The 26846-nt window shown below is 35.5% G+C and carries 32 protein-coding genes and 1 pseudogene; 25 read left to right on the top strand and 8 right to left on the bottom strand.

All coding sequences use genetic code 11. The annotated features are described in order from the left end of the window. Positions 1-39: 39 nt before the first annotated feature. Both HMPREF2619_RS02360 and HMPREF2619_RS02355 read left to right on the top strand, forming a co-directional pair. Positions 40-402: a MerR family transcriptional regulator gene (locus tag HMPREF2619_RS02360; RefSeq protein WP_000332322.1), complete on the top strand. Its 363-nt coding sequence runs from the start codon at positions 40-42 to the stop codon at positions 400-402. 297 nt (positions 403-699) lie between these two features. Further along, a complete protein-coding gene (locus HMPREF2619_RS02355) occupies positions 700-1062 on the top strand; it encodes a hypothetical protein (RefSeq protein ID WP_070458760.1) in 363 nt (120 codons plus the stop codon). A 69-nt stretch (positions 1063-1131) separates the two neighbouring features. Here the strand turns inward: HMPREF2619_RS02355 and HMPREF2619_RS02350 are convergent, their stop codons facing one another. The 3 genes from HMPREF2619_RS02350 to HMPREF2619_RS02340 are packed head-to-tail and all read right to left on the bottom strand — an operon-like array spanning position 1132 to position 3523. Further along, entirely contained in the window at positions 1132-1860 is a 729-nt protein-coding gene (locus HMPREF2619_RS02350) for an ABC transporter permease (protein WP_070458758.1), read from the bottom strand. After that, on the bottom strand, positions 1857-2606 hold the full coding sequence (locus HMPREF2619_RS02345; protein WP_070458756.1) for an ABC transporter permease: 750 nt from the start codon (positions 2604-2606) through the stop codon (positions 1857-1859). Before HMPREF2619_RS02345 ends, HMPREF2619_RS02350 begins: the two co-directional genes overlap by 4 nt. Positions 2607-2611: 5 nt before the next feature. Continuing rightward, positions 2612-3523 (bottom strand): ABC transporter ATP-binding protein, encoded by a 912-nt coding sequence (locus HMPREF2619_RS02340; protein WP_083279571.1) that lies wholly within the window; start codon positions 3521-3523, stop codon positions 2612-2614. A 223-nt stretch (positions 3524-3746) separates the two neighbouring features. Between HMPREF2619_RS02340 and HMPREF2619_RS02335 the strand changes: the two genes are divergently transcribed. Together HMPREF2619_RS02335 and HMPREF2619_RS02330 are read left to right on the top strand one after the other, a co-directional pair. Beyond that, positions 3747-4445: a response regulator transcription factor gene (locus HMPREF2619_RS02335; protein WP_006149379.1), complete on the top strand. Its 699-nt coding sequence runs from the start codon at positions 3747-3749 to the stop codon at positions 4443-4445. A gap of 2 nt (positions 4446-4447) precedes the next feature. Then, positions 4448-5812: a sensor histidine kinase gene (locus tag HMPREF2619_RS02330; protein WP_261673711.1), complete on the top strand. Its 1365-nt coding sequence runs from the start codon at positions 4448-4450 to the stop codon at positions 5810-5812. 111 nt (positions 5813-5923) lie between these two features. Here the strand turns inward: HMPREF2619_RS02330 and HMPREF2619_RS02325 are convergent, their stop codons facing one another. From HMPREF2619_RS02325 to HMPREF2619_RS02310, 4 genes are all read right to left on the bottom strand, one after another. Next, complete coding sequence (locus tag HMPREF2619_RS02325; protein WP_070458752.1) at positions 5924-6610, bottom strand: LexA family transcriptional regulator; 687 nt, start codon at positions 6608-6610, stop codon at positions 5924-5926. An 8-nt stretch (positions 6611-6618) separates the two neighbouring features. Then, positions 6619-7479, bottom strand: a complete 861-nt coding sequence (locus tag HMPREF2619_RS02320; RefSeq protein ID WP_070458750.1) for an ImmA/IrrE family metallo-endopeptidase — start codon at positions 7477-7479, stop codon at positions 6619-6621. Positions 7480-7571: 92 nt separating this feature from the next. Then, positions 7572-8837, bottom strand: a complete 1266-nt coding sequence (locus HMPREF2619_RS02315) for a hypothetical protein (protein ID WP_070458748.1) — start codon at positions 8835-8837, stop codon at positions 7572-7574. Positions 8838-8967: 130 nt separating this feature from the next. Next, positions 8968-9297, bottom strand: coding sequence for a helix-turn-helix domain-containing protein (locus tag HMPREF2619_RS02310; RefSeq protein WP_070458746.1), 330 nt, complete (start codon positions 9295-9297; stop codon positions 8968-8970). A 653-nt stretch (positions 9298-9950) separates the two neighbouring features. On the opposite strand from HMPREF2619_RS02310, the gene HMPREF2619_RS02305 reads away from it, so the two are divergent. The 16 genes and pseudogenes from HMPREF2619_RS02305 to HMPREF2619_RS02230 all read left to right on the top strand — a co-directional run bounded on the left by HMPREF2619_RS02305 (position 9951) and on the right by HMPREF2619_RS02230 (position 23966). Next, positions 9951-10133, top strand: coding sequence for a hypothetical protein (locus tag HMPREF2619_RS02305; RefSeq protein ID WP_049488287.1), 183 nt, complete (start codon positions 9951-9953; stop codon positions 10131-10133). Positions 10134-10167: 34 nt separating this feature from the next. Next, a complete protein-coding gene (locus HMPREF2619_RS02300; protein ID WP_070458744.1) occupies positions 10168-10464 on the top strand; it encodes a cytoplasmic protein in 297 nt (98 codons plus the stop codon). A 21-nt stretch (positions 10465-10485) separates the two neighbouring features. Next, positions 10486-10947, top strand: coding sequence for a hypothetical protein (locus HMPREF2619_RS02295; RefSeq protein WP_014713934.1), 462 nt, complete (start codon positions 10486-10488; stop codon positions 10945-10947). Between the two features lie 13 nt (positions 10948-10960). Next, entirely contained in the window at positions 10961-12649 is a 1689-nt protein-coding gene (locus HMPREF2619_RS02290; RefSeq protein WP_070458742.1) for an FtsK/SpoIIIE domain-containing protein, read from the top strand. Between the two features lie 206 nt (positions 12650-12855). Then, positions 12856-14088 (top strand): replication initiation factor domain-containing protein, encoded by a 1233-nt coding sequence (locus HMPREF2619_RS02285; RefSeq protein WP_070458739.1) that lies wholly within the window; start codon positions 12856-12858, stop codon positions 14086-14088. Between the two features lie 14 nt (positions 14089-14102). After that, on the top strand, positions 14103-14336 hold the full coding sequence (locus HMPREF2619_RS02280; RefSeq protein ID WP_070458737.1) for a hypothetical protein: 234 nt from the start codon (positions 14103-14105) through the stop codon (positions 14334-14336). A gap of 1 nt (position 14337) precedes the next feature. Beyond that, positions 14338-14895 (top strand): conjugal transfer protein, encoded by a 558-nt coding sequence (locus HMPREF2619_RS02275; protein ID WP_070458735.1) that lies wholly within the window; start codon positions 14338-14340, stop codon positions 14893-14895. 10 nt (positions 14896-14905) lie between these two features. Then, positions 14906-15901, top strand: coding sequence for a conjugal transfer protein (locus tag HMPREF2619_RS02270; RefSeq protein ID WP_070458733.1), 996 nt, complete (start codon positions 14906-14908; stop codon positions 15899-15901). 9 nt (positions 15902-15910) lie between these two features. Further along, positions 15911-16135 carry a TcpD family membrane protein gene (locus tag HMPREF2619_RS02265; protein ID WP_001095596.1) on the top strand — a complete coding sequence of 75 codons (225 nt, stop codon included), beginning with the start codon at positions 15911-15913 and terminating at the stop codon, positions 16133-16135. Between the two features lie 2 nt (positions 16136-16137). Then, positions 16138-16547, top strand: a pseudogene (locus HMPREF2619_RS02260) (conjugal transfer protein). A gap of 13 nt (positions 16548-16560) precedes the next feature. Continuing rightward, positions 16561-19065, top strand: coding sequence for an ATP-binding protein (locus HMPREF2619_RS02255; protein ID WP_070458731.1), 2505 nt, complete (start codon positions 16561-16563; stop codon positions 19063-19065). Between the two features lie 11 nt (positions 19066-19076). Then, positions 19077-20963: a phage tail family protein gene (locus HMPREF2619_RS02250; RefSeq protein WP_070458728.1), complete on the top strand. Its 1887-nt coding sequence runs from the start codon at positions 19077-19079 to the stop codon at positions 20961-20963. A gap of 1 nt (position 20964) precedes the next feature. Continuing rightward, complete coding sequence (locus HMPREF2619_RS02245) at positions 20965-21189, top strand: hypothetical protein (RefSeq protein ID WP_001092961.1); 225 nt, start codon at positions 20965-20967, stop codon at positions 21187-21189. A 16-nt stretch (positions 21190-21205) separates the two neighbouring features. Then, positions 21206-22318 carry a CHAP domain-containing protein gene (locus HMPREF2619_RS02240; protein ID WP_000734464.1) on the top strand — a complete coding sequence of 371 codons (1113 nt, stop codon included), beginning with the start codon at positions 21206-21208 and terminating at the stop codon, positions 22316-22318. 13 nt (positions 22319-22331) lie between these two features. Continuing rightward, the gene (locus tag HMPREF2619_RS02235) at positions 22332-22589 is read left to right on the top strand and encodes a MerR family transcriptional regulator (RefSeq protein WP_000339502.1); all 258 of its coding nucleotides are present in this window, start codon (positions 22332-22334) and stop codon (positions 22587-22589) included. 111 nt (positions 22590-22700) lie between these two features. Further along, positions 22701-23966, top strand: coding sequence for a tyrosine-type recombinase/integrase (locus HMPREF2619_RS02230; RefSeq protein ID WP_070458726.1), 1266 nt, complete (start codon positions 22701-22703; stop codon positions 23964-23966). A 226-nt stretch (positions 23967-24192) separates the two neighbouring features. Here HMPREF2619_RS02230 and HMPREF2619_RS11560 read toward each other — a convergent pair whose 3' ends face one another. Further along, complete coding sequence (locus HMPREF2619_RS11560) at positions 24193-24321, bottom strand: FanG protein (RefSeq protein WP_075230464.1); 129 nt, start codon at positions 24319-24321, stop codon at positions 24193-24195. Between the two features lie 28 nt (positions 24322-24349). On the opposite strand from HMPREF2619_RS11560, the gene HMPREF2619_RS02225 reads away from it, so the two are divergent. The 5 genes from HMPREF2619_RS02225 (at position 24350) to HMPREF2619_RS02205 (ending at position 26745) form a co-directional block, all read left to right on the top strand. Then, positions 24350-24964, top strand: a complete 615-nt coding sequence (locus HMPREF2619_RS02225; protein WP_070458725.1) for a CadD family cadmium resistance transporter — start codon at positions 24350-24352, stop codon at positions 24962-24964. 11 nt (positions 24965-24975) lie between these two features. Then, positions 24976-25314, top strand: coding sequence for a Cd(II)/Zn(II)-sensing metalloregulatory transcriptional regulator CadX (gene cadX / locus HMPREF2619_RS02220; protein ID WP_000711085.1), 339 nt, complete (start codon positions 24976-24978; stop codon positions 25312-25314). A gap of 359 nt (positions 25315-25673) precedes the next feature. Continuing rightward, positions 25674-25913, top strand: a complete 240-nt coding sequence (locus tag HMPREF2619_RS02215) for a GlsB/YeaQ/YmgE family stress response membrane protein (RefSeq protein ID WP_070458724.1) — start codon at positions 25674-25676, stop codon at positions 25911-25913. An 86-nt stretch (positions 25914-25999) separates the two neighbouring features. Beyond that, complete coding sequence (gene amaP, locus HMPREF2619_RS02210; RefSeq protein WP_070458722.1) at positions 26000-26563, top strand: alkaline shock response membrane anchor protein AmaP; 564 nt, start codon at positions 26000-26002, stop codon at positions 26561-26563. An 11-nt stretch (positions 26564-26574) separates the two neighbouring features. Beyond that, positions 26575-26745, top strand: coding sequence for a DUF2273 domain-containing protein (locus HMPREF2619_RS02205; protein WP_060955197.1), 171 nt, complete (start codon positions 26575-26577; stop codon positions 26743-26745). Positions 26746-26846: the final 101 nt, after the last annotated feature.

Here is a 26846-nt window from a genome sequence, read left to right as displayed (position 1 = left end):
ATTATGCTAAAATAATAAAAAATAAAGGGGGGAAATATTATGGCTTACTATTCTATTGGAGAATTTGCTAAAAAAACTGGACTTCCTATTCCCACACTTCGATACTATGAGCAAGAAAAATTGATTTACTCACACAGAGAAGAAAATAATCGTAGATACTATGATGACTCTGATATAGCGTGGGCTCAATTCATTATTAGATTAAAAAAGACGGGAATGTCTATTAAAAATATGCAAGAATACGCTGACCTAAGATATAAAGGAGACTCCACAATTCCTCAACGACTTAGACTACTATTTTTTCAACTTGATGAACTTCATAAGCAACAAACTGAAATTAACCAACATATTGATTTTCTTGAAAAGAAAATTAAAACTTATTTAGGTATTAATCCTAATTAGCACCATTATTATTTTCTTTATCTAAAAAAGGGATTGACAATTGAACTCTTTTTATATTACTTGTTAAATGGTTGTAATTGGGATTTTCTTAAGTTGAACTTGTAAAATAGAAGTGTATACATTTTTAATCTATAGTCGTAGAGATTTAGTAAAACTATAGCCAAATATAGATCTTTTTCTATAATTTACTAATGTCTGTTATAATGGACATTATTTGAAATTTCCATTATAACAGACATTAATACAGTTTTGTAATATTATTTTGGTATAGTAATATTATAAAAGGAGGCGAGAAACATGAGAAAAATTGTTAGCATATTATTGTTGTCATTATCAATAATTACGTTAATTGCTTGCTCAAAAAACAACTACCAATCTTTAGATGGTGAGTATTATTGGATCTCAAGTGAAAGAAACGAGTTGGCGTTTACTATTAAAGGAGAAAATGCTTCCATTGAGCATGGAGAAGCCGACAGCTTTACCATTAACAAACAAAAGAATACGATCGAATTAACTGGACAAAATATTACGAGTCGATCAGAAGATTATTCATTTAAAGATGGGGTCTTTTCTGTTGATATTAGCGGAGTTAAGCACGACTACTATCTTAAAGGTAGCGAAGCATATAAAAACGCTCTAAAACAATATGGATATAAATAACATTATTCACACCTATTTTCCTGAATAGGTGTTTTTTTCAAATAAAAAAGACTCCGAAGAGTCTTCGCATTACTTATGCAATTCTTTATTACTCAATGTATGAAAAATCCCCCACAGAAGAATATTTACAATGATAAACAGCAATATTTCCACTAAATTAAAGTCTATCAAATTCCGTGACCGCATTGCCACCATAGCTTGGGAGTAGGGATAAATTAAAGATAATTTATCTGATACAAAAATCATCATAAATCCTACGAAAGTACCAATAGCACCAATTCCCACAGATTTACTGAAAACACGAGTTTTAGCTGTCACAAAAAACTGCACTTCCATCATACTAATTGTTCCAAAAATCCCCAATAAATCCCACTTGAGGTAGGTGAACAAATTAGAAATTTCTAAATGAATTAGGTGAGCACTGACATAAAAAATACCAAACAAGAGCAACTGTAAAACAGCAATAAACAAGATAATTACTATTTCTTTTGCCAACAATAATTTCCCAAGACTGACATTATTAGCTCTGAGAAATTCAATATTTTTCCTATCAAACTCTTTTCCTAACATCATGGCTACATAAATGCTGACCAAAATCGGAAAGAAAAGCTGGCTATAATAGAAGGTCAATTGTCCCCATAAAACAGGCACTTTTTCACTTTCTGCAACCATAGAATAAGCTGCACCTAAGTAAATCCCAAGACCAATCAGGCTACAAAAAGCTAAGAAGAAAATACCAATCATCAACATGGAAAATTTTTTGGTTTTCCGCCATTCTACTGATAGATAAGACATCATAGCTTGCCTCCTTTCTTTTCAACTAGATAGAGAGATAAGAAGAGATAGATTAGGGCTATTGGCAAATATGTAAAGAGTTTAAATCCTAGGTTTGTCACCAAAACATAACTCACTTTACTGGCGACTTGCTGGTAATCCACTAGAGACAGATATCCTATACCACCAAAAGGGAAAATCAGCTGTAGAAAAGCTGGTGCATGACCAAATCCAACTCCAAGAAATCCTCCGAAAATCCCTAATGCCAGTATCAATGCCTGCTTTTTCAGTAAAAACTGCAAAATCAAAAACAGACAGGTTAAGACAAAAGATGCTAGCAAGAAAATGACGATTTGCCAGAGGATTAGGCTAACAGGCATTTCTAGACCAGATAAGATTGCAATCAACTGGACCACTACTCCCTCCAAAAAAGCGAGAAAGGTCAAAACGAACATAGTCAGGCCAAGCTTACTCAGAAAGATATGCCGTACATTTTCACCATTTGCCAAAAGCAGTTTGAAAGTGTTGCCCTCCTTCTCGTTCTTGACAATCCGGGATACAAAGAGAGCGATCACGATAGGGAGAATCAAGCCATTTACTTCTTTTATCATATAGAAAATTAGGTTAATCTGGTGCATGTCTGGATTACTTAGGTAACGTGTAGCGGCTGCAATTGCCCAAGCAAATCCGACTCCCATAACTAGTATGATAATGAAGAAGGATTTGGTTCGTTTTGCCTTGAGCAATTCAATAGACAAATTATTCAACATAAGACTCACTCCTTGGTTAAGTTGAGGAAGATAGATTCCAAGGTTTCTTGTTCTTGCTTCACTTCATAAATTGGAACTTTCTCGACTATTAAATCTCGTAACAAACTAGAAATCTGCTGGTCGGCAAGGTTAGTCAGCTTGAGTTTATCCTCTTGTATTTCTAACATCTTGCACGGATAACCAAATAACACTTGGCTAATGGCTTCACGTCGACCTCTAAAATCCCCACGCACTTCCAGCCATTTATTGGACTGAATTTTACGAATTTCTCCCTCGTAAACGAGTTGACCATGATTGATAATCCCTACACGGTCAGCGATATGCTCTACTTCAGAAAGGATATGGGTAGAGATGAAGACAGTAATGCCCTGTTCTTTTGCCAACTTGATAATCAGTTCCCGAATTTCATGAATCCCTGCTGGGTCTAGCCCGTTGGTTGGCTCATCCAGTATCAACAAACGCGGTTTCTTGACTAAGGCAAAGGCTAAAGCCAAACGCTGTTTCATACCCAGAGAATAATCTTTAACCAATTTTTTCTTGTTTTTAGGTTGATCTAACCCAACAATTTTCAAGGTTTCCTGAATATTTTTCTTATCAAAGCCAAGGATTTTTTGGAAAACCAAGAGATTTTCATAGCCTGTCAAATTAGGATAATAAGACGGTTCTTCAATCATAGAGCCAATCTGATTAAGATACTGCTTGTCCGTACCTATGGATTGACCAAACACTTCAATCTCCCCAGCTGTACGAGAAATCAAAGACAAAATCATCTTCATGGTGGTTGTTTTCCCAGCTCCATTTGGACCTAGAAAACCATAAATCTCACCTTGTTGAACTGATAAGGAACTAAGGTTAACTACCTGAGTGTCCTTAAATCTCTTTTGTAAGTTTTTTATCTGTAAAACATTACTAATCATTATGAACTTCCTCCTCAACGAGATTCATTTGTTGTTTAGCCATTTGGAAATACCTCACTGATTAAAATTTATTTGAGAAGTATCTCTATCTAGGTTATGTCTTTATTATAGACATGCTAGATTAATTTTAAACTAAGCTAACCTTAATTTTACATTAAGATTAAAGTATTTTTCTTTTTTTCACTCTTTTAAATGGTATAATTTAAATAAGCGAGGTAAGATTATGAGTTTCGAACAACAACTCCTGAATAAGCACATCCTTATCATTGATGACGACAAAATTTTAAACTCTTCCATAAGAGATATTCTCACTGCCTACGGATTTTCCAATCTAACATCAGCCTATGATATAGAATCTAGTTTGGACATGATTGAAATAGAGCAGTTCGACCTTTTCCTTTTGGACATTATGCTACCCGATGGGGATGGCTACACATTAGCAAAACATATCCGAAAAAAAGGCGATACTCCTATCCTCTTTCTGACTGCCAAAAATAATCCTGAAGATGAGATAGCTGGTTTCAATGCTGGTGGTGATGATTATATCATGAAACCCTTCATTCCAAAAAATCTTATCTATCGTATTATGGCTCTGCTCCGTAGAAGTTATAAATCAGAACAGGAAACAATACAGATTGGACAGACTTTGGTGAGTTTTCGGAATGCAACAGTACAAAAAAATGGAGCAGAAATTTCTATTACGCCAATTGAAATTCAGATTTTGAAAAAACTTTACGATAATAAAAATTACATCGTTTCAACCGAATCTCTCTGTGATACGATTTGGGGAGTGGATAGCTTTGGTTATGAAAACTCTTTGACTGTACATATTCGGAAAATTCGAGAAAAAATAGAAGAAAATCCTTCAAAACCTCAATATTTAAAGACAGCTAAAGGGCTAGGATATAAATTGTTATCATGATTATGAATCAAACCAAAATTTTAAGGTATTCACTAAAGAAATTTATCTTTTCTTCCATCATTATCTTTATTACCAATATTATTCTAATTGCCAGTTTTGTTTTCTACATTAGTAAAAAGCAAACTGCTACTGAGACTGTGAAAATAATTTCTGAACACATTACCATCACAAATAATAACGTCCACATACCTGAAAATGATATTTCTAGTCTAAAAGAACAAAAGTTATGGCTCATGGTATTGGATAAGCAGACTGGAAAACAAGTGTTCGAACAGTATAAACCTACAGAAGTTCCTTCGCAATTTGACTACGGGGACATTTTACAGTTTTCTCGCTATTATCTTTCAGATTATCCTGTTTTTAGTCAGATAAAAGGTGGATACATCATTGTTGTTGGTTTTCCAAAAGATAAAATTGCTCGTTATAGTTTTAATTACTTAGATATAGATAGTCTCCGCCTGTTTCCACTAATAGCATTTGGAGTATTGCTTTTCAACTGCCTTTATTTCGCTTTTCTTTACTACTATGGCGTGACGCATATCAATCGTAAAATTGTGCCTCTTGTAACTGCTATTCAGAATCTCCCAGATGGTTTGAAAAATCCAATAAATTCTATATCAGAACTAGAATATCTTACAACTGCAATTAATCAAACCGATACTCTACTCAAAGAGAATGAAGTCTTTAAAGAGCAATGGATTTCAGGTATTGCACACGATATCAAAACACCTCTTTCTGTCATCATTTCTAACGCGTCCTTGTTAAATGATTCTGAACTAGATACACAGTTTAAAAAACATATTCGTCCAATATTGACGGAATCCTATTACATCCAAAATGTTTTAAATGACTTAAATATAGTAGCTCGCCTTTCATCCGGTCATCTTCAATTAAATCAGACTGAAACAAAAATTATCCCCTTCTTCAAAGACATTCTCATCCATATTTTAAATCAAGAAATCTGGAATGAATTTGAATTTGAATTTGATTACGATTATTCACTTGTTAATCAATCTATCATGATTGAGCAGTTTTTAATCACAAGAGTTATCCATAATATCATCTACAACTCTGTTTTACATAACGAAAAGGGTTGCACAATAAGAATCCACTTATACAAAAAAGATACAAATGTAATTGTCGAAATCAAAGATAATGGACAGGGAGCTTCACCAGAAAAAATTGCTGAACTTAATGAATTATCTTTTAAAAATATTGATATTTCTAAAATTAGAACGACTGGAATCGGGCTAAAAATTTCAAAACAAATTGTTGATTTGCATCAGGGCTCTATTTCGTTTGCTAGTGTCCAAAATGAATTCTTTGAAAGTATCATTTCACTTCCAATTTTCAACATTACCAATTAGCCAAAAAATGGAGAAGAACCATTAGAGTTTTCTCCATTTTATTCATCTTATCTTCCACTTATACCCTGTCTAGAAAAAATAATACACTATTATTATTTTACATTAACAATATCACTGTTCAACAGGTAAGAAATTCCCTACAATAATCCCTACAATTCTAGGATCTTCATCATACGAAAGAAAAATATCTCGATATTTTGGATTGATAGAAACTAACCGTAAACCCTGTTCTTCCTGGTAAACTCTTTTAATGTATGTCTGATTATTACAGACTACTGCATATACTGCACCATCATAATCAAACCCTGTTTCACGGATGAGAGCCACAGAACCATTTTGATATTTGGGTTCCATTGAGTCACCAGAAATCCATGAGGCGAAATCGTGGGCTAGTTCTTCATCAAAATAGACAGTATCATAGTTTTGATCGTTATACACCGATGAACCGATACCAGCAGACATTTGTTCGTAAACATGGTATTCGTATAGTTTTTCTGACATTGAAACAATGTTCTTACATTTTTCTTTTTGAACTAGGCCTCTGACATAACTAAGTGCATTATTCTTACCTTCATCCGATAAAGTATTATATAGTCGGACGATTTCGACCTCTGTAAAATAACCTTTTGGAACATTTAGAATCTGCTCCAAAAGCTTTATTTTTTCTCTAGATGGTTGTTTTATTCCGCGTTCCCATGCAGAATAGGCTTGGTAGGTAATACCCAATTGATCTGCAATATCTTTTTGAGTCATTTTTAGCTCTTTTCTGCGAGCCTTTAGTTTTTCTGGTTGGTACATCGTTTCCCTCACATTAATAGTAATTTCAATTCAGCTTTTTGTTTTGCCTCTTTGTCCGTTAGCTTATTTTTATCCCAAACATAAGCTATAGATTTTCCTTTGTCATAAATGAGCCATACTCTTAAATTATTACAGTAAGTCTTTATTGTTTTCCAATTCTCTTGATCTAGAAGTTCTGGATATTCTTGACTAGTCACGAAGCCTTTTTTGATTACTGATTGCTCAATCTTATTGATTAGAGAAGTCTGATAGTTGTTGAATTCCTTTATAATCTGATCTTTGACACCGTGAAACAAAAGGAGTAGTGTGGCATTTTGTCCATCAATATAAGCATCGATAGCCTGCTTAATGGTACTTTCTTTTCCAGGATAATATTCTCTAAGAAGATCTAAAAGGCGATAAAACAATGCCTGTTTTGAAACATCCAGACTATTTTGAATCTTTTGAAAGGTGTCGCAACTATAATAAATCTTTGACAACAAAACAATGTCAGGCATTAATACTACAGCAGAGAAAATATTCGCTTCTCGCTCTAGTAGGTTCTCCTGATTATCAATAGATTCTGCAAAATAATTACCTTCATGCTCTAGTATAAAATGTCCTAGCTCGTGACACAGAGTGAAATTTTGCTTCACAATGGGATTATCCTTTTCATAAGAAAAACTAATACCTAATTCATCAATAACAGTTAATCCTTCAATCTTGTGATTTGAGAAGTGGTGACTAATTACTTGAATTTGATATTTTTGAATACAATATTGAAAGAAGTAGTTGAAATTATAATTTAGTAATGAAATACCATGATCCTTCATGTATTGGTATAACACATGTTTTGTAGACTTACTTATTCTTGTATACAATTCATCCAAAGAATGGTACCTCCTTTAAGTATAAATTACAAAACTAAACCAATTTGGTTGACTTTAGTATATAAAAAAAGTGGACGAATGTCCACTTTTATCTAATTTATAAATACTAGCTTGTTATAAATTATAGATTTATAATCATAAACTTTGTAATCTATAGATGTATCAATATCAATATAATCAAATACTGTCATCAAAATTCTTAATAGAGCTTTGTAATTAGTGCACCTTTCCTCTTCATCTAATTCAAAACGTCCATAATGCAGTGTTTCTATTGCTAAGGTTAAAAATGATCCTATGTTAAGTACATTTGATTTAAATAATGCTTGCCAGTCTTTTTTACGGTAAGAGATACTTTTAAGTTGTTTAAATAAATAGTCATCACTTTTTTTTATTTCTTTACTTACTTTCATTAAATCAACACTATCTTTAAGGTCTTTTAAAATTAAACTTATTGAATCATACACACTTGCGCTAGTGAAATGAGACAAATTAAATTCATTAACAATCTCAAGAAATACCGATTTGAAAAATTCTTCTAGAGTTTTTGATGCCAAAGTTTCAGAAATAGAATTATTATAATTAAAGACTAGTTTTTCTCTGATCCCAACAGTATCGTAAAATAAGATTTGATCTAAACTTCTATCAGAATATTCAATATCATCATTATATACTCCCCAAACATTATCAACTATTTCTTGGTTATATGGCTTCCTACCAAACATTGGAATGTGAGCTTCACCACCATTCTTGAGATATTTGTAAATTTTAACTCCATTATTTAAATATCCAAATAGAATAGTTTCACCAATCTGTGTTTTTGCAGTAATATAAAACGATTCAACACTTTTTCTAGCAATTGTTTCACCTGATTTTACAGCTTGTTTATAAATACAATGTAAAGTGTTTGAGGACGAATAGTATTTAACTTGCTCCAAATATAAATTTTCATTTCTCATGAATACTTTAATATATTCATGACTATCGTTTTTATCTTTTTCAATAATAAAAGTAGGTCGAAAATAATCTCTTTTAGCTTCTAACTCTTTCTCCTTTAGTTCATTTGCCTTTTTTTGTTCTTCTTGTCTTTTTAGTTCTTCTTCATTTCTATCATCATCATATTTTTCCTGTTGTTTTATAAATGAATAAACGGTAAAAGTGATAGATAATGCTGTACCATAAAAGGTTATGTATGTCTTAATTGTTGAAAAAAGAGATTTCATCAACTCTAAAAAATCCAAATTAATAGAATTAATTCCTTTATTCAACAAAAAAGAACATACTTCAATAATAATTGGAAATAAAAATATGAACAACACAAAAATATTTGTACGCTTATTTATTTTATCACCATAATCCATCGAGTGAGCACTAACCTTTCCAAATTTGAAAATATCTATAATTTTAATAATATTGTACTAACCATTTGTTTTATTGATTATATATTTTATAAAATTCTTTATCAAATCAACCAATAATACTGATATTTAGTTAATTTTCTTTTCTAAACGCCTTCTTTCGTTTTTCCATAAACTCTATCAATTCTTTTTTAAAGATTTCTTTTTCTTCATCAGTTAGTCCTTTTGAGTTCATACGGAAAAGAAGTTCCACATTATCTAATTCTACATCATTCCCTGCAAGGTAGTCCATCGTAACACCAAAGAAATTCGCAAATTTCTCTAAAGTTTTAGACGATGGTTTTCTTTTTCCACTTTCCCATTGCTGATAATTAGGTTGTTTGATCCCAAATTTTTCCGCAATTTCCTTTTGTGTTAATCCTTTTTTTAATCGGAGTTCTTTTAATCGTTCTGGAAATCCCATTGCTAATTCCTCAATAAATTTAAAAATATTTTTAATAATCTCTTGACAATATACTCAGATGAGTATATAATATAAATATATTCGAGAGAGTATATTTCTTTTGAAAATAATAACCTTATTTTAGAAGGTTTTGATCATTGACAACTAAATAAAAAGTGCGTCTGACAACCAGAGGACTGACTATCAAACTACACATTAAGATTGGTACTTTTATTGTAATTGTTTTGATAAGAAAAGTCAAGTCCGTTTTATGGTTGAAGTGAAGATATAAAACATTTATTTGTGGGCTTCCACGCATTTCGGACTTTCGCACTTTTCCGAATAGTAAAGTGAACTGGCTTCGCCAAAGGGCGTAAGAGAATCCCTTGGGTATGATCATGACTACCTAAAGAGATTGGCTGGGAAAGCGATGGTAATTGACGCAAAGCACCTTGCTAAACGTTGCCACCGTGGAAAGAGGGATCTTTCCAACCAAATAACTTTTCTTTACTGCTGTCTATCATTATTGATAGACCTACTCTCAAGCTACTAAGTTCTTTCCTTTTTTCACTTAGTAGCTTTTTTACTTATTACAATAAAGGAGAAAAATATGACAAACTTTTTTCGCACTACAATGTAAACGACTCTACGATAACTATGAATTTACCTATGGTATGTTTAGCGAATCTGATAAACTACAGGCTAAACTCTATGCTCAAGCTCAAATTGATTTAGACCATCTCGCAGATGCTGCTCGTAGAAATGGCTATGCTCATGGGGATATTCAATTCTATAGTCGTATGTTTAAACGCAAACTTTTTACACACTATTACTCAAGAGTGAAGCAACTAGCTTAACTCTTTTTATTTTACACTCAGAAAGGAAAATCTTATGATCTCAGATACACTTAAAATGAAACCAGAATTTATTGGCCCTGCTTACTACGAACGTTTGGGAAATGCTCCTAAATTTATTTTTGGAAAAGAAGGCAAATACCAACGTCACATTCTAAATAGCGCAGAACACGGTGCCTTTCATGTCATCACACCAGCTTCTACAACGGTCTTCCCAGAAGATGCTCTGGTAGAAACAGTCAACCCAATCTTCTTCCCAGACACTGCTCTAAATGGCAATACTGTTGCACCTTATCTCAATGTCTTTGCGGAAAAATTGGTAATCAAAAAATAAGAAATAAAAGGAGAAAATCACATGGCTAAAATTGGATTAAACTACGGAGAAAAACTACAAATTGCTGACAAGACTTATCGTGTTATTACAGATGGGCTAGATGTCCCAGCTGTCCTTGGAAAACTGACTTTCCGAGGCATTGAAGGTCCTGATATTATCTTTGAAGTGGATCGTTCACAACGAAATCCTGATGGATCATTTGTACAAGTCAATACAGGTGAGATTCGTGGAATTGTTGTAGGGATTCATTCTTCTGTCCAGCACGAAACCCTCTTTTTCACCATCGCAGATATGTCAGAGTCTGAAATTGAGGACTTGGGAATTAAATACCGAGAAGAGGTTGAATTGGAAGATATTGTTATCACCCATACCCATGTCAATCGTAATGATATCTATAAGCTCTTTGCTTCTAAAATCAAGAAAAAAACTGGAGGCGCACCGACTAAAGAAAACAAACCAGTAGAAAATAAGAAAGAAAACTAGGAGGTGATGCAGAATGAAACTCTTTACCTATCGAGGAAAAAGAGTTCGCGTTTTTCATCGTAAACTAAAGGGAATCACATGGTTTATCTGGTGGTTTCCTTTTTTGTTGGTTATTAGTTACTACAGCTACTTACATTTAGAAGAATTAAAAGTTCATCCCTTACCTCAAGGTTATTTTCTAGGAGCTGGATTTCTTTTTTCTTTGCTTCTCTCTTGGTTTATTAATCGAGTTTGCTACAGAAAGTTGCTCTTTTTTCAAAAGCTCAATAGCCTTCGAATTCTTTCACGCTTTTTGCTAGAGAATAACTTGTATCTTGTGAAGAAGGTTAGGCGAGACAAAGGGATAGTTGAGAAAATCACTCTTCCCAAGGTCTACCTTAAACAAAGTCATTACGAGATTCAAGTCAGTTTTATATTAGAAGGAAACAAGTTTCAAGATCGATTTTTAAATCTTGGCTCTACTCTTGAAGTCATGTTCAATGGGGACTTTCGTGATAAGAGTTTTGATAATTGTTTTGTTAAATACAAAATTGCTATCAATCGGATTGATAGTCGTATTTCAATTGATCAAGTTGAAGTGAAAGGTTCAAAAATCCGACTTATGAAAGATGTTTACTGGGATTATGTGAAAGATTCCCACTTACTAGTTGGTGGAGGTACTGGTGGAGGAAAAACCGTTACTCTCATGTCCATTATCTATGCCCTATTAAAAGTTGGCTATATAGATATTTGTGATCCTAAAAACTCAGACTTAGCTTCTTTAAAGAAACTTCCAGTCTTTCACGGTCGAGTGTATTCTAGTAAAGAAGATATCATTAATTGCTTTAGAGAGAATGTCGAGTTTATGAAGAAGCGCTACGAGGTCTTAACGTCTTTTCCAGACTATAGACCAGGTACTTATTACACCCATTACAATCTAAAACCTAAGTTTATTCTAGTTGATGAATGGGCTGCTCTCATGGCCAAGATTGACCGTGACTATAGCCAACAGTCGGAGCTCATGGAATATCTGACTCAAATCGTTCTAGAGGGTCGTCAAGCTGGAGTATATGTGATCTTTGCCATGCAACGACCTGATGGAGAATATATCAAGACTGCTCTTCGGGACAACTTTATGATGCGTCTTTCAGTCGGTCATTTAGAATCAACAGGATATGACATGATGTTTGGAGATGCCAATAAAACCAAAGAATTTAAAAAGCTAGACGAGATTAACGGGGTGAAAGTGGTCGGTCGTGGTTATATTGCTTCAAGTGGGAATCTAGCTGGCGAGTTTTATTCACCTTATATTCCACTTGATCAGGGATTTTCATTCTATGATGAATACGCTAAAATTCCCATTATGGAATTTGAAGGAGAAGAGTTCTCAGTATTTGAAGAATACAAACCACCAGTTGAAACAATTGATCCTATAGAGGAAAAGGAGGTTGTAGAAAACGAACCAAACAAGCGACCACTAAAGGAATTTGCGGATGAGTATGATCTAAAAATGCAAACTCTTCGAAAAATCATCCCTTATATGGAAGAGTACGGAATTTCATTTGAACGCACTGACTCCGCTATTCTCATTGAACCTTTCCAAGAAAAGTTACTTCTTGAAACCATCACTCGATTTGAGAAAGATGGACGGAAGTCTTATCCAAAAGCTATTGAAGCGATTGTCCGTCATCATGGGCTAGGACAAGGGCAAGGGCAAGCCTGACCGCAGGTCAGGCGAAGACCGAAGCCCGCCGTTCCTGGCTCATGATGACAACGAACCCCCGTTTTCTAATAGGGGGGTTACATTTGGCAAATACGCCAAGTCCACCCCTCCTCATTCCTTATGGGAGTTGGGTTTTCAATTTTTATGAAGTGTGTCACTTTCGTCAAAAAAGTGTGTCACTTTGTTAGAAAGAGGTGTTGCGATGAATGGATAAAATTAGTCCTTTTCAGATTAAGAATTTCAGAAAACAAACAGGACTTAGTCAAAAAGCATTTGCACAAGCTGTTGATCTTCCGACTAGAACCTACCGTTCTTATGAAACAGGCGAAAGAGGACTGACAATTGATAAGTTCAGAGAACTTAAAGAAAAACTTGGTTACTATCAAGATTGCGATAAAAACAGTCTTCGAGCTCAGATCGACTATCTACGTTTATCCTTTCCTAGATTAAAGGATCTAGATGCGTTCTGTGAAAAATTTCTTCACTGTCACCTAAGTGAATTTACAGACCAAGAAACTCGTCTCATGAATTATACTCACTTATGGCAACGAGGTAATATCTGGATTTTTGATTTCTTTGATAAGTGTGTGACCAATGATTACCAAACTTGTCTTCAACTATCTGGTCAAGGATGCCGTGAGTTGGAATTACTTCTAGAAGACAAGGGAATCACTTGGCAGATCTTTCTTCAAAACATTCTTTATTCCTATGAAGATGTTCGGGTGAAGCGTTTAGATATTGCTCTAGATGAACTCTATAAGGGTTATGGTCACGAGGACGAACAAATTCAAATTTCCAAACTGATTGATAAACTCTATTCCAAAGAGATTGTCCTAGACACGATCAAGAAATGGAATATCACAGGTGGTGGATCTTTCACAGATAATGAAGACATGGAAGCGAATCACGGCTTATCCATTTACTTTGGAAGTCGTCAAAGTCAACTCTACTTCAACTTTTATGAAAAGCGCTATGAAATAGCTAGAATGGAAAACATCTCCTTGGACGAATCCTTGGAGATTTTTGGTATCTGGAATCGCTATGAATTGCGGTTCTCAGATCAGAAAGCTCAAGGTGTCGTGGAGGAATATATCAACGGTGTAGATCTAGGAGAAATCGCAAGAGGTATCATCAATAAAGAAATCCAAGTCTATGATGGCCTCACTCGATTTGGAGCCTATAAACCTGATGAAAAATGGCAACGTCTCTTTGGAGGAGTCGAACCCTTGAAACTCTCAACCAACCCACAGCCTTACAGTATTGAGCGAACGATTCGCTGGCTGACCTATCAAGTTGCTAACTCCCTCGCACTAGTTACTGAAGCAGATAAAATCTTGCAAACAGAATATATGAAGATGATTCAGAACAGCGGAGAGATCACTGATCGAGGAAAAGCCATGTTAAGACTTCTCAAAACCAACAAACACTATGAACACTAGAAAGGAAAAGCAATATGGAATACAAAGTTCAAATCAATTCACTAGATAACTTTAGAGCCTGGTCTGGTGGACTAACGACCTTAAATACCGTCCGTGAACGTGGTGGAGTAGATACTCTAACCGTCATCTGTGAAGATATCTTCTCTGGTGATACACCAACTGAAGTACAAATCAATGATTGGCTTTGGTTTGATTCAGATTTTATCTACCAAGCTCTAGGATACGATGATCTACTTGAGGTTTCTTGAGATGATGAAGAAAATCTATCAAGCAGACTTTTTACTTCTTCCAGAACATGAATTTTGGTATATGTATATCATTTTAAGAAAAGGTAACGACTTCTACTATGAGTGCGCTGGCAGGTGTACAGAAGACCTTCCAGATAGTAGAGGATTTTATACCTATGAACATGCCTGTTTCACGCTAGATGGTCAAGTATTGAGCGTAAATAAAAAAATGCGACCGTCACTCATTACTTATACCCAAAAGACCATTAAAGACAATCAAGAAAAATTTAGAAAGGAAATTGAAATGGCTACTAAAACTATTTTTGAAAAGAAAGTCTCTCAAGTTACGAATGAACTGGGAGAATTACTGAAAAAGAAAGATCATAGAGAGGCTTGGACCAAGGCTGGAGAATTAAATAGTCTCCTAAAAAAAGAAGAAGCCAAAGACCTAAAACCTCAATTGATCGAACAACTCCAAACTGAGCTACGAGGCTACTATTACATTAACGGCGAGATCGAAAAAGCCAATAAGCGCCTTTATGCAAAAGGATCAAAGCTCATTGAGCTTGCTGGTCTCTAAAGGAGGATCTATGGATAAAGCTAAACGCTACTTGCTTCAAGCAAAAGAATATCTCTCACACTTTAAAAAGGTGGAGAAAAAAGGAGGCCCACCAAAGCTAAAAGTCACCAATAAAAAGACCGTCAATATCGCCGTCATAGGAGGAATTTCTTTCCTCCTTTTTGTTGGTTTCTTGGGATCTATCCGTGCTATCACACTCTCAAATAAGGTAGGAACATTGCAAGCTCAAGTAGAGGCCACTCAAAAGCAACAGACAAAGCCTATGGAGTCGAGTAGAAAATATGACTATAAACTCCAGTATTACTTGAATGATTACGTATATGCTTATTTCACACTTCCTAATGAAGGTGAAAAACAAAAATCTCAAGTGGACTACTTAAATAAATTTTACAACTTCATCCCTGATGTAAAATCTCAAGGGCAAGTTCGAAATCCTAGCACACTTCTCTATTCTCAGTTAGTGACTGTAGAAGGGAAAGTTGCGATCTATAAGGTTAAATACAAGGAAAGCATCCATCGGGATAACAACACAGAAGAAAAAGAAATCGTGACAGGTTTTAATATTCCTTTTGATGAAAAAGATGGGAAATATTACGTTTCTGGCCTTCCTTGGTTTTCTGCCATTGAATCCTCACAAGCTGGACACTTTAGCGAAGATGATAAGCTCCAACTCACTGCCAATGATCATTTTTCAGACAGTGAGCGAAAGAAAGTAGACAAATTCCTCAAGGTCTTCTTTACCAACTACACCACAAGCCAAGATAATCTTAATCTGATTGCTAAGGATGTGGATATCATCGCAAATAGCACTTTCAAAACGATCGACTACACTTATCTCAAACAGGACGGTGATGATTTAATCGCTTATGTCCAAGCCACCTTTGAAGTTGGAGGTACCACTCACTCGGAAAACTTCACCTTTACTCTATCAGAAAAAGAAAAGACCTACTATGTCTCAAAACTAGAACACACCATTCCACTGAATTATGCAAATGATAAAGAATAGGAGAACTCTATGAATACAAACAATCTACGAACCTTCCTTCAGGGTGATGGAATTTGGATCCTAACAGCTATTGCCGTGCTCTTGGCAATCAAGGCTTGGCGGAACAGTTCTTGGCTTCAACTCTTCTCTGTCGTTGGTTTCTATGCCGTTATTGTTTCAATTGCGAAAGGACAAGATATCCTAAAAGCAGTCGGCTGGTTCCTACGACTCTTCGGTATTGAATCAGGACTTTAAGTATGAATGAAGAAAGACTTTATGATTACAGTAAGGGCCTAAATGCTCCTTATTGGATCCAAGAAATCAAGACAAAAAAGGGCACTCGACTATGGTACTTTGCGACACCTATGCAGTTGTCCTTTTTCATTGTCTTTATCATCGTCTTTGTGGCCATGTTACTCTTTGGAGGATTTATCTTTGTGCCACTCGCAAAAATCACTCACTCAATTTCTCTCTTGCTCTATTGGTATCTCCCTTACAAATTGGCCAAGTTCTATACTGAATACGAGCCTCACGGTAAAAAGATGCACGTCTTTATCGGAGATTACCTGATTTACTTCTGGGATTTTAAGCTAAACAAAAAGCTATCTACCACGAAGATCGAATAGAGCCTGTAGAAGAAATTGTCTTTGAAAAAACAAATCTATAGAAAAGGAGGACCTATGAGTATTACTTTAACTTATCCTATTAGGGAAACACATGAAAATCTAGCTCTCAAAAAAGATCAAACAGTCATTGCGTATTACCGTATTCCAAATACTCCCATCACCATTACGGATGATGAAAAAAAGGGCAAACATAAAATCACTGTTGCTCAAATGATGAAGAAGCTCCAGAAAAACAAGTTCTTTGAAATATCTCTGATCCCTAAAGACTATCTCTTAGAAGAGAAAATGCGGGACTTTTCAGATGCTCTAGCAGATGACAGTCGTGAACTAGGAGAAGAACTGCTTCTCTACACAGTGGATCGCCTAACAGATGAAATGGAAATTCCTTATCAGTTTGATTGGGTCGTCGGAGTAACCTTACGCAAACAAAATCATGGAGCTACAGTAAAAGACTTGGCCTATGAGAGCTTTAATGAGTTCACTGAAAAGATCGCAAAGGGTCTTGGCTATGAATATGAATTAAGTCCTACTTGGTATGAAGACTATAAAAGTGATGAATTCACTATTTTTCAAGCTTTCTCCGTCCTTCGGGCAAAACGGTTATCCAATGAAGAACTCTTTTATTACCAGCGGATGCAGTACCTTCGCTATATCCCTCACTACAAGAAGGAGGTACTGGCCAATCGTGCTCAATTCAATATCACTGATACCTTGATCAAAGTCTTAAAAGGTGGCTTCCTCAAGCTAGAAAGCCCTTATGGATCCTCTTTTGTGACGATTCTTCCTGTAGGTAAATTTCCTGTTCAATTCAACGGTTTTCATCTTGGCGAATTTATCCAACGTTTGAACTTTCCCGTAGAGCTACGAATCAAGGCAGAATTTATTGATACTGGTAAAATCAAGGGGCGAATGGGACGCTCGAATACACGTTACAGAAACATCATGGAAGAGGCAGAAAATACTGATACTGTCCAACAAGACGAGATCATCATGGGCTCTATCTCCCTAAAGGACTTAATGAAGAAAGTCGGAAATAAGGAAGATATCATCGAATATGGAGCCTATCTGATTGTCTCTGCTTCTAGTGTGAACCAACTCCGTCAAAGACGGCAAGTGGTTTTGAACTACTTTGATGATATGGGCGTTGAAATCAGTGAGGCCTCTCAAGACGGACCTTATCTCTTTCAAGCCCTGCTCTATGGAGAAAACCTCCAAAAGAAAACTCGCACCTGGACACATATGGTCACAGCTCGTGGATTTTCAGAGCTCATGCCCTTCACCAATACCTCTTCTGGAAACCGTATCGGTTGGTATATCGGCCGAGTAGATAACTGGACAGGGCGTTGGGACAATATTGCAAAAGCCATTGATTCCTCAAAGAATATTGTACTCTACAATGCGACAGTGGGAAATAAGGAAGATATCGCTGGAAAGATTACCAAGAACCCGCATATCATCATTACGGGTGCAACAGGACAAGGAAAATCCTTTCTCGCCCAGATCATCTTTTTAAGTGTGGCTTTACAAAATGTTAAAACCCTTTATATCGACCCTAAACGTGAACTTAGAAATCACTACCAAGAAGTGATTAACTCGCCTGAATTCGCACGTCTCTATCCTGAACGCAAGAAACAGATTGAGAACTTTAACTTTGTGACACTGGATAGCTCACTACCATCAAACCATGGAGTTTTAGATCCTATTGTCGTTCTAGATAAAGAACAAGCTGTAGAGGTCGCAAAAAACATGCTTGAGTTTCTACTACAAGCTGTAGATGATGTCACGATGGATCAAAAAACAGCTATCACAGAAGCTATTAATGCGATTGTGGAGAAACGAGTCGCTGGTGAGAAGGTCGGATTTAAACACGTCCTAAAAGTTCTGAGAGACTCCTCTTCCTCTGAAATTGCTTCGGTTGGTCGATATCTAACTTCAATCGTCACAAATTCTATCTTGGAACTAGCCTTCTCAGATGGAACTACTCAAGGGCTTAACTACGAGTCACGAGTGACTATTCTAGAGGTCAATAACCTCAAGCTACCAAAGGATGATTCCACAAAAATTTCAGATCATGAACGCAACTCTATCGCTCTCATGTTTGCGCTTGGTGCCTTCTGTACCCACTTTGGAGAACGAAATGAAAATGAAGATACCATTGAGTTCTTTGATGAAGCATGGATTCTTATGAAATCCGCAGAAGGAAAAGCCGTTATCAAAAATATGCGTCGGATTGGACGCTCCAAAAATAATACCTTGGCACTGATCACTCAGTCCGTACATGATGCAGAAAATGACGATGATACAACTGGATTCGGGACCATCTTTGCTTTCTATGAAAAGTCTGAACGAGAAGATATCCTAAAACACGTCAATCTAGAAGTCACTGAAAGTAATCTCGAATGGATTGACAATATGATCTCTGGCCAATGCCTGTACTATGACGTCTATGGCAATCTCAATATGATATCCGTACACAACATCTTTGAAGATATTGATATGCTTCTAAAACCAATGAAAGCTACGGTATCATCAAGCCTTGAAAATAAATACGCTAGTTAGGAGGTGAATCCATGCAAGAAGCTTTTGACAAACTAAGAGGAGTTGATATCTTCTCTCTCAAATCCTATATGGAGCCTACTGGGTTCGCTTCCTTTAATGGGGCTTGGGTTCTGATTAATGAGCTTTTCGTCAACTTCTTCTTTTTCATTCTAAACGCAGTGGTCGGCTTCTTTTCTTTGCTGATTCGAATTCTTGAAAAGATTGATCTCTACTCCAACTACAAGAACTATGTATTTAATGGAGCGATGAATATCTGGAAAGGATTCATTGGTTCAAGCTCTGGTGGGGTCGCAAAACAATCACTCGTTTCAATGTTGCTTCTGATTCTAGCTTTCTATCTCTTTTACCAGTTTTTCTTTTCGAAAGGAGCTTTTTCAAGAACTCTCCTTCATGTCTTTCTGGTACTCATCCTTGGCTTTGGTTATTTTGGAACAATCGCTGGAACATCAGGTGGTCTGTATCTACTAGATACCATTAACCATGTCTCTCAAGATGTTACTAAAAACATCACGAATATCAAGGTGGAGTATGGCAATAATAAGTCCATTAAAATTGGCGATTCCATGGCAGATAGCTATATTGCAGAAACCTCTTATAAAGCTTATGTCTTTGTCAATACAGGTCAAGAAAATGGGAAATATAAGAATAGTCAAGATGGAAAACAAGAGACTTTTGACGATAGTAAGGTATTAGGAACAGGCGATAAGAATGGAAACTTTAAAGCAGTTAAATCGAAAGATCGCAATAAATATCTGGATGAACTAGGAAATGGAGCCAATGATGATGGTGAAAAGAACCGTTGGGTTTCAGCTATGCCTGACTTCATCTTTACCCGTATGTTTTATGTCATCTTCAAAATCTGTGAAGCCTTTGTATTAGCGATACCGGTTATTTTGATTCAGATGTTAAACGTCATCGCTCAAACTCTTGTCTTGATGATGATTCTGCTCTTTCCAATTGTGCTATTAATGTCTTTTGTGCCAAGAATGCAGGATCTGATTTTTGGAGTCTTGAAAGTCATGTTTGGTGGGTTACTTTTCCCAGCTATCACAAGTCTATTAACTCTATTAGTTTTCTATATTGAGAAAATGATCGAAAACATTATCATTACAGGCTTTGATGGCATTCTTAAAACACTCCCATCCTTGATTATCTTTGGCCTTGTTTTTAAACTACTCATTTCAGTCGTCTCAAAGGGACTCGTATATTTCTTTCTATGGAAATACAAAGCTGAACTGATCCAATTCATTCTTGGATCCAAAGCTCGAATGGTTGCGAATGATATTGGAAACAAAGTTGAAAAAGGGGTCACAAAGACCAGAGAGGTAGCTTCACAAGTACCATCGATAAGTCTTTCATCTGCTCAACATCTTGGGAATTTTGCCTTAGCAGGTGCTGGTTTCGGAGCCGGAATGGTGATGAATGCCAAAAGTCACTTCCAAAATGTCGGATCTTTCTTTACCAATAAGGGATCAGAGCACCAACCTGATGAGGTGCTCCCAGCAGAAACACTTGAGACTCCGATAAGTCCAGATGCTCCAGAACCAAGCATTCCGAAAACAAAGCAAACGCTAGAAGGGATTAAACCAGTTGAAGAAAAAATACCACCAACTCCTTCAATGGAATCTGCAATCACAGTAGAGCCAACACCAAGTTCAAACGAGGAATTTCAAACTCTTAAAGAAGAGTGGATTTCTCCATTTAAACAGCTCCGCATTAATAGTATTGAGCACAAATTAGAGGAATATAAAGATCCTCAAGCCATGTACAAAGCCCAAGGATCCAATGCCTTCACTCGTGCTTATAGGAAAACCATGACACGAGATGATAAATTGAGAACCAATATTGAACGAAGAGACCGATTAACAGAACGCTTAAGACAACTTAGAGGAGAATGATATGAATACCAAGATACGCTCAAGAACTGCTTTTCCAAGAGTTCTTGAAGAAACTCTTTATCAAGCCTACCAAGAAGGAAAACGCTCAGTCGATTTCCTTCTTTTGTTTCCAGTATCAGAACAAGAAAGAGACAAAATCATCTTACAGGCTAAGTCCTATTCAGTCGTTTTAGATGCAAAATGGCGTTTTGGGACTGTTCTGTTCACTGCTTATATAAGACATTAACTAGAAAGGAGATTCGATGAAAAAACTAAAATGGTTTCTATTAGCCGGTCTCATTCCTCTCTTTCTACCGGTCCTCATCATCATTATCCTTATGGGGGCTGTCGGAGGTGGTGGAACGAATGGCTCACCTCAATCCCAAAATGGAGTGACTTATGCGGATCACTGGTCAGATGGAGATCCCTATACTCACAACCTACTGGTTCATCGCTTCGGTATTACAGCAGAGCAATTAGACGGCTTTTTAGATACGTTAGGAATCTCCTATGATAAGAACCGAATTAATGGAAAAAAGCTCCTCGAATGGGAAGCTAAATCTAATCTTGATGTCCGTGGAATCGTTGCGATCGCACTGAATGAAAGTTCCCTTGGAACTGCTGGGGTAGCCACTAATCCTGGAGCCAATATGTTTGGTTTTGGGGCTTATGATTCCAATCCAGAATATGCCAATAACTTTAATGACGAGGTTGCGGTTGTCGGACTAACCCAACAAACCATCATTGGAAATAAAAACCAAACCTTCAAAATTCAAGATGACAAGGCTAAAAAGTTTGCGAATGGTACTCTAAATCCTTCTACCGATGGTGGTGTTTATTTCACAGATACTACAGGATCGGGAAAAAGACGTGCAGAAACCATGCAAAAACTGGATGCCTTCATTGATGAACATGGAGGAACTCCAAAAGCTCCTGAACAAACTACAGGAAAAACTAGAGATGGTGGAGGAGTAACTTCAAACGATATCCCTGTTGGCTACAGTCTAACAACAGCTATTGACACTACTGGCTATATCACAAGCACTTATCCATGGGGACAATGTACCTGGTATGTCTTCAACCGTGGAAAACAAGTCGGAGTCAACTTTGATCCATTTATGGGAAATGGTGGACAATGGATGAATAAACCAGGCTTTACAACAACCCACACACCAACAGAGCACTCTGCTCTATCATTTAGCCCTGGACAAGCTGGAGCTGATCCAATATACGGACACATTTCATTTGTGGAACAGGTCAAATCAGATGGTTCAATTCTCGTCTCAGAGTGTAATGTAAAAGGGTTAGGAATAATTAGTTACCGCACATTTGATGCAGAAACTGCCAAACAATTTACCTATGTTATTGGACATTAGAAAGGATAATTATATGGATGCACTACAACAAGTAAAACTAGATAAAATTGAAAATCTTCTTCAAGTATTGGTGAACCTTCTTGACAAAAAAAGCAACTCCAATCACTTGGAAATTATAACTCAAAAAGAAGTTCTAAAAGAATTGAATATATCACCTAACACGCTGAAGAGTTGGGAAAGAAAAGGACTAGCTCGTCTGGAACCACCTATTGAAGGAACGAGAACAGTCTACTATAAACGGCAAGACATCATTAAATTTCTATCAACTTAATAGTAAAGCAGGAATGCAACAAACAACTCAGGAATATGCTAAAATAAAATCATCTTAAAAGAAGGTGAGGGTCTTATTTTAGTCTTTTAAATATCCGAATTAAGAGGCAATATGAATAAAGAAACCATTCAACACAACAATAAAAAAGTTATAAAAACTACCAAGCAGAACGGTGAAATAAGCTATTCAATCAAAGGTGTTTATATCGGAACAGATATTAAGACTGGTAAGCGAATTACAAGAACAATCACTGCTAAAACATTAAAAGCTTTAGATAGAAAAATTGTTGAATCCAAAATTCAATTTGAAAAATCTGGGTCAACTATTAAAGAAACTATCCAAATTGGTAATTTTGAAAGTTTAGCTGAATTTTGGTTTAGCCATTTTAAAACTTGGGTATCTTCGCAAAACACAATAAACCGTGTTCGAGGGTACTTAGATACTTACATCATTCCACAATTTGGCAATTATAAACCTGAGCAGATCGAAGCATCAGATATTCAATTATGGCTAAATCGATTAGTAAAAAAAGCCAAACAAGCAATTGAATCTGGAAAAAAACGTGCCCCGAAAGGCAGTGCAAAAGATTTTGGTGCAATGGCACATAAAATGAGTGATATTTTTGATTTTGGAATAACAAATTGCGGTTTGAAAACCAATCCTGCAAAGACAATCAAGATACCACCAAAACCCAAAGCCATTAAAGAACGTATCATGGTCCTTCATGATGAGGATTTAAAACTTTGGCTAGCTTACCTTGACACACTACCAAACACGAGAGCAAATCGGCGGTTTAAAATCATTTGTAATACATTACTGGCTTCAGCACTACGAATCAATGAACTATTAGCTTTAGAAATTACTGATCTTGATTTTGAAACTAATGAAATCATTATCAATAAAACTTTAATGTGGAAAAGTGCTAATAAAAAATTGAACCAAAAAGGAGGGATTATTTGTAAGAATTCTCCTAAAACTGATGCCGGTAATCGTAGAGTTGCTGTTCCGATATCAACTTTAGAAGGACTAAGGGAATTTCATCAAGAAATGAATCTCTATTTTAAAGAACATCATTTACCAAGATCCAAATTGATATTTCCTACGATTTATGGAAATTATATGTGTGATAGAAATGAGCGTGCAACTCTAAAAAAACGACTTATCGAATTGGGACTACCAAATTATGGGTTTCACCTATTCCGACATACACATGCCTCTATGATGCTCAATGCCGGAACTAACTGGAAAGAGCTACAACATAGGATGGGACATAAGTCTATTACCACAACTATGGATACATATGCTGAACTAGCACCAAAGAAAAAATTCGAAGCAGTTGATATTTTTCTGGATAAATTACAAGAACTCACAGATTAATACAATCACTACCTTTATCACTACCTTTTTTCTTCAAAAACCTATACTCCTTGATATGACAAGGGGTACAGGCCGATTATTTAACCCTTACAGAAGTGAAGTAAGCATTCAATACGAATCAATACATAAGAAAAACGCTGATTTCAAGCGTTTTTTCTTTTTTCAATTTCAATACATTTCACTATATTTCAGTCCAATCTCTACCTTTTTTAGATAAATATATCATTTAGATATTGAAATTAAGCCCTGCTATCATTTCGATGGCGGGGCTTTTTAATGTTTGGTACACTACCTTCTTATCTATATTTTGATGGAGCTGAAGTTGACATCTACAAAGTTTAATGTTAAAATACATTCAAAAATATATTTGAATGAGGTGTTTTATGATTCAAAATGTTGTTACTTCAATAATCCTGTATTCTGGGACAGCCGTAGACTTACTTATTATCCTAATGTTATTTTTTGCCAAAAGAAAAAGCAGAAAAGACATCATTAACATCTATTTAGGACAATTTCTAGGCTCTGTTAGTCTAATATTGCTAAGTTTACTTTTTGCATTTGTCTTAAATTATATTCCTAGTAAAGAGATTTTAGGTTTGCTCGGTTTGATTCCAATTTTCCTAGGACTCAAAGTTTTGCTTTTAGGAGATTCTGATGGAGAAGCTATTGCAAAAGATGGTTTGCGCAAAGATGATAAAAACCTGATTTTTCTAGTCGCTATGATTACTTTTGCAAGTTGTGGTGCTGACAATATTGGTGTTTTTGTCCCATATTTTATTACCTTAAATTTAACGAATTTGATAGTGGCTTTACTTACTTTTCTAGTCATGATTTATCTCTTGGTTTTTTCTGCCCAAAAATTGGCACAAGTCCCTTCTGTTGGAGAAACTTTGGAAAAATATAGCAGATGGTTTATTGCCGTTGTTTATTTAGGATTGGGGATGTATATCCTGATTGAAAACAACAGCTTTGACATGCTAAGGACTGTGTTCGGCTAGGAGAAAAAATTATGAAAAAAGATAGTATCTGCCAAGTGAATATTATAAATCAACAAAATGTTACAACCGCAACGAACTACCTTGAAAAGGAAAAAGTCCAAAAATCACTTCGTATTTTATCAAAGTTTACCGATAATAAACAGATAAATATCATCTTTTATCTCCTTGCTGTTGAAGAACTCTGTGTCTGTGATATAGCCTGTTTACTAAATCTCAGTATGGCATCTGCCTCCCACCATCTTCGTAAACTAGCCAATCAAAACATCTTGGATACTAGAAGAGAGGGGAAAATTATATATTATTTTATAAAAGATGAGGAAATCAGAGATTTTTTTAATCAACTAGGATAACAACTATTTTTACTACTCTACCATTCACTCTACCTTTTATTATGTAGCATTCTAAAAACATTGATGTACCAACGTTTCTAACAGCTGAAATAGAAATTATTTAATCTTTTTATAGAAGTGAAGTAAGCATTCAATACGAATCAATACATAAGAAAAACGCTGATTTCAAGCGTTTTTTCTTTTTCCCAATTTCAATAAAAATTAACTAAATAATTACATTTTTCGTGTAGTTTTTTAAAATCAAACATAAATTTTATTAAAGCATATATTCGTGAGCATATATTTTGCATACGCTTTCGCATTATGATATACTATATTTAACCCAAATATATTGGGGTTGTGAAAGGAGGGTGCATATTATGTTGTGGTCCATTATTGTAGGAGGTTTTATCGGCCTCGCTGCAGGAGCAATCACTAAAAAAGGTGGCTCAATGGGAATTATTGCAAATATTTTTGCCGGTTTAATTGGGTCATCCGTCGGTCAATCGCTTTTTGGGACATGGGGACCTTCTCTAGCGGGAATGTCAATTATTCCATCGATTGCTGGTGCGGTGATTGTTGTCGCTGTAGTATCATTCTTTTTGGGTAAAAAAGGTTAACTTTTTACTCAATCATAAACTATAGATTTAAATTTAGTATTGACGGGTAAACCTATAGTTTAGTGCTTTAATTGAAAGGATTTTATATGTCAAAATCAAAGAAAATATTATTGTTTATTTTCTGTATTTTAATCTTGACAATTTTCCTTCCTATTTTGATAGATTACCACCAGGTTAGTGATTTAGGGATTCAATTGACTAGCTGGCGACAGACATCATTTGAATATTATCTCGCTAGATATGTTTTTTGGGGGCTTCTAGGCCTGTCTATCTTAGTTTTATTATGGATGTTAGTAATCCTGTTTTATCCTAGACAATATCTGGAAATAAAACTTGGAACTAAAGACGATAAATTAAAACTAAAAAATTCAGCTATCGAAGGCTTTGTTCGATGTTTATTGGATGAACACAAGATGGTCAAAAATCCCAAAATTCAGGTACATACTCGGAAAAAGAAATGTTTCGTTTCTGTAGAAGGTACAGCTGTTCTTTCAGATAACATTGCTAACAAATTTGAAGTAGTTCAAAACGAAATCACTAAAGGATTGAAAGAATTCTTTGGTATTGATCGAGAGGTTAAACTGGAAGTTTTAGTGAAAGAATATAACCCTCAAAAAGCAGCTAAGAAAATTGTTAGTCGTGTAAAGTAAGGAAGTAAAAAATGGAATGGTTTAAAAAATATCAATACCCAATTCTATGTGGTGTAGTAGGTATTATTCTAGCTTGCTTCATCCTATCCTTTGGTTTCTTTAAAACGATGTTTGTTTTAATTTGTGGAGCTTTAGGAATTTGGTTGGGATACTATGTACAGAAGAATTATTTAAATAAATAAAGGAGTTTCATATGTCAAACGTAGAAAAAAATGCAACTGAAAAACAAGATGTTGTTTCTAAAGATGTTCGAGGAGAATTAACTTACGAAGATAAAGTTATT

Source organism: Streptococcus sp. HMSC074B11 (genome assembly GCF_001808705.1).
Classification (GTDB): Bacteria; Bacillota; Bacilli; order Lactobacillales; family Streptococcaceae; genus Streptococcus.
Note: the sequence above shows the minus strand (reverse complement) of the source record. Positions and strands in the feature narration are given on the sequence as shown.